This window comes from Pedobacter sp. (assembly GCF_041662865.1).
Lineage (GTDB): Bacteria > Bacteroidota > Bacteroidia > Sphingobacteriales > Sphingobacteriaceae > Pedobacter.
The window spans coordinates 329-4,323 of sequence record NZ_JBAZRL010000096.1; the positions used below are offsets into that span (position 1 = coordinate 329).

General features: G+C 34.3%; 5 protein-coding genes. 4 read left to right on the forward strand and 1 reads right to left on the reverse strand.

The annotated features are described in order from the left end of the window. Window positions 1-757 precede the first annotated feature (757 nt). Window positions 758-1,630, reverse strand: coding sequence for an alpha/beta fold hydrolase (locus WC622_RS16410; RefSeq protein ID WP_372820773.1), 873 nt, complete (start codon window positions 1,628-1,630; stop codon window positions 758-760). A 195-nt stretch (window positions 1,631-1,825) separates the two neighbouring features. Between WC622_RS16410 and WC622_RS16415 the strand changes: the two genes are divergently transcribed. The 4 genes from WC622_RS16415 to WC622_RS16430 all read left to right on the forward strand — a co-directional run bounded on the left by WC622_RS16415 (window position 1,826) and on the right by WC622_RS16430 (window position 3,815). Beyond that, complete coding sequence (locus WC622_RS16415) at window positions 1,826-2,146, forward strand: ArsR/SmtB family transcription factor (protein ID WP_372820774.1); 321 nt, start codon at window positions 1,826-1,828, stop codon at window positions 2,144-2,146. Beyond that, window positions 2,143-2,640: an SRPBCC domain-containing protein gene (locus tag WC622_RS16420; RefSeq protein WP_372820775.1), complete on the forward strand. Its 498-nt coding sequence runs from the start codon at window positions 2,143-2,145 to the stop codon at window positions 2,638-2,640. The genes WC622_RS16415 and WC622_RS16420 overlap by 4 nt, the downstream gene beginning before the upstream one ends. Before the next feature lie 43 nt (window positions 2,641-2,683). After that, a complete protein-coding gene (locus tag WC622_RS16425) occupies window positions 2,684-3,181 on the forward strand; it encodes an SRPBCC domain-containing protein (protein ID WP_372820776.1) in 498 nt (165 codons plus the stop codon). Between the two features lie 208 nt (window positions 3,182-3,389). Then, a complete protein-coding gene (locus WC622_RS16430; protein ID WP_372820777.1) occupies window positions 3,390-3,815 on the forward strand; it encodes a DUF1801 domain-containing protein in 426 nt (141 codons plus the stop codon). The last annotated feature ends 180 nt before the right edge of the window (window positions 3,816-3,995 follow it).

Consider the following 3,995-nt stretch of genomic DNA (forward strand, 5'->3'; position numbering starts at 1 on the left):
TAACAGCATCTACGTTTGCATATAAAAATGCTCTATTCCCTTGTGCGCCACTAGGGTAAAGATCTTTACTTCCTTCTGCAAAGGCAGTTTTAGCAAAAAAAGAAAATAAAATAAAGCCTATACTACACAGTAAAAACCGTGAAGTTGACAAAGATTGCTTCCATAAATTTAGAACCCTAACACAATGCATATTTCAAAAAGAGTATGCACTGTAAGAGCGTAACTGTCCTAAACCAAACATAAAAAGGTAACTTGTGTGTGTTTATTTTCTTGCCGCTAAAATAGGAACAATATTTGAATGGGGTAATAATGTCTACAATTTGTGGAAAAAAAATTCCCCATTACTATTATTAACGTAGAAAATATTTCCCGATTTAAATCGATAACACTGTTTTTCTGATGATTGTACATTGGGTCTACTTTACTTTCTTTTTATAGCGGAACATATATCAAAGATATAGAGCTGTTGCTTATTCAAAATCATCTTTTGGTGGCGTAAAAATGGTAAGGATTTTCCTAATGATGATTTGATCGACATTTACTTACCCTAAAGGACTAGCTTACAAGTTTATCTTTATAATTAAATATGTTGATATTAAGTAAAATCCTTCAATACAAATCCATCAAGATGTTAACTTAGTTCCGTTAGTCTGTAGGGTAGGATAATAATTGTTGAATCACACAATAAAAAGAATCCCTCTAAATGGTTATTTAGAGGGATTTCATTGGGCATTAACTTTATTAAATTTCAATCGTGTTACTTTAAAAAGCCATTTAGATAACCTAATATTGTTTTTGTTTGCATCATTAAGCTCACGTGGCCTTGTGAAGGAACAATAGCTAATTGTGATTTTGGCATTGGGGCTAAATCAGCAGATACACCACCACCAAGTAATTGATACGTTTTCATCAACTCAACTTTATCAAGGCCATCATTATCTCCAGAAATCAGCAATACCGGTGCAGTAATTTTCGCGATGTTGGCATCACCTACATTAAAGGAAACTCCAGCAAAAACAATCATTTGTTCTATAAACTTTATAAATTTTGTTTTGTCGGGTGCCACTGCATCATAAGCTGTTTTAATAGGCGTATTGATAAAAAATTCAGGCTTAAAATCTTTAAACCCATCGTTTATTGCTGGCAACCAGCCACTGGTTTTATAGGTAGAAGAGATAATCATCAACTTTTTGACCCTTTTAGGGTATTGTACTGTAAATTGGTAAGCTACAGAACCACCCATGCTATATCCTGCAACATCAGCACTATCAACTTTTAAATAACTCATTACTCCATCCACATCACTTGCCAAAGTAGCAATATCTAATTTTCTATCCGAAAATGGGGTGTGCCCATGCCCTTGCATTTCTATTGCAATTACTTTTCTTGTTTTTGATAGTTCAGGAATGAGTTCTCCCCAATTCGTCCCAATGGTCATAAAAGCACCATGCAGTAAAACAATTGGTTTGCCCTCACCATACACTTCGTAATAAACTTTGATTCCATTAGCAGGTGCATAACCACTAATAGTAGGTTTGATTTCTTGCCCTTTAGTTTGAACTGCTGTTAACATAGCGATAGCTATTAGTATTGATTTTAGATGGTTATTTGTTTTGATTAAATTTTTCATAATGCTATTTAATTAGTTTGAAGTTGTTTTGATACTACAAAGTTGTGATTGATTTCATGATTTGATGTTGCATTAAAACGACAACTTCTAGGGTGAATCCCGCCAAAGAAAAAATAAGTTAGAAAAAATTTGTGAAACCGAAAAGTTGCATATATATTTGCAACCGATTAGTTTCTTAAATAAGAATTTAAACAAATGAGACGAGATATATTTCAAGCTATTGCAGATCCAACAAGAAGAGCAATTATAGCCTTAATAGCATTACAGGCGATGACTCCTAATGCCATTGCCGAAAACTTTCACACTACTCGACAAGCAATATCAAAACATTTGCGCATTCTCACAGAATGTGATCTTGTAAAACAAGAATACCAGGGTAGAGAAATTTACTACACTCTTGAAATTGAAAAAATGAAAGAAATAGATAAATGGTTAGAGCAATACCGAAAAATTTGGGAGAACCGATTTAACCAATTAGACCAAGTATTATCAACCCTTAAAAAACAGAAAAAATGAAGCCGACATTATTCTTCGACTTTACTGTCGATAAACAAAACAACACTATCAATATCAAACGTGAATTTGCTGCTGACCGTCCAACTGTGTGGGACTATTACACAAAATCTGAGCTTCTTGATCAGTGGTGGATGCCTTCACCTTGGAAATCAAGAACAAAAAGCATGGATTTCCGTGAAGGCGGCAAATGGCATTACGCAGCAGTTGGACCAAATGGTGAAGAACACTGGTCGATTACCAGTTATGTGAAAATTGAACCGAAGAGTATGTTTCTTGCTCATGATGCTTTTGGTGATGCTGATGGAAATATCAATATACAAATGCCACAATCTAAATGGACTATGAATTTTAGTGATATGGATAAAAATACGCTAGTTCATGGGATTATGCAGTTTTCTGACCTTGCTCAGCTAGAGCAAACCATTGCTATGGGCTTTAAAGAAGGGCTTACAATGGCTATGGAAAACCTGGATACAATTTTAGCAAAGCGTTAAAATTCAATTAATAAAATCTAACCAACACTTAAAAACATAAAAAATGAACAATTTACTATTCGATTTTACCGTTGACAAGGCAAATAAAACGGTATTTGTAAACAAAGAATTTGATGCTGACCTTTCATTAGTATGGGATGCGTTTACTACACAGGAAATTCTTGACCAATGGTGGGCACCTAAACCTTGGGGCTCAAAAACAAAAGTGATGGATTTTGAAGTTGGAGGGCGAAGATTTTATGCCATGGTAAGTCCTGAGGGCGATGAACATTGGTCACTTCAGCAATATACTTCCATTAGCCCAAAAACGAATTTTAAATATTTGAATGCTTTTGCTGACAAAGATGAGAACCCTCAATTACCAGGGTCTGATTGGGATCTTACTTTTAGTGAAGAAGATGGAAAGACAAAAGTGAGCATTGTTATTAAAAATGATTCACTTGAGCGTATGGAAAAAATGATAGAAATGGGCTTCCAAGGAGGATTTACCATGACCTTAAATTACCTAGACGAATTATTGGCTACATTATCTAAAAAATGATTTACGTTTTCAAAACTGTTGTCAAAACTAAAACGCAGGTTAAGCAGCTCAAGCCGCATATTAACAAACTAGTTCCAAGTGAAAAATGGAATTTCGATCTTGAGGACTGTGATAAGATTTTGCGTATTGATTGTGATGAAAATATAGTTTTGAAAATAGTAGACTTGCTAAATATTCATAAATTTAACTGTGAAGAATTGGAATAATTATGAACATACAAGACCAAATCAAGGAGTATATAGACAGTCACCCAGAACCAAAACGAGGTGAAATGCAAACGTTGCACAGTACCATCCTAGAAGCAATGCCAAGATGTAAATTATGGTTCTTAGATGGTAAAAACAGTGAAAATAAGATTGTTTCAAACCCTAACATAGGATATGGACTTCGGACTATAAAATATGCAGATGGTAAAACCAAAGAGTTTTATCAAATTGGGTTAAGTGCAAACACCAGTGGCATCTCTGTTTATATTCTTGGTATTGACGATAAGACCTATTTAGCAAAAACCTATGCAGAAAAATTAGGTAAGGCAAGTGTGACTGGCTATTGCATTAAGTTTAAAAAACTAAAAGATATCAATATTGATGTACTTCAAGAAGCCATACGGCATGAAGTTGCATTGACGCAATAATAAGAAGCCTTACATTTCTGTAAGGCTTTTTTGTTTTTAATGGTTAGGCAATCTCCTATTTGGTATTAATTTATTTGTCTGAAGGAGATTGCCACGACCATTACCGATGAAAAATCGGAGAATGCTCTCGCAAAGACGAACTTTATAAAAAAAGATTTCTATAGTTGTTATCCGATAGCT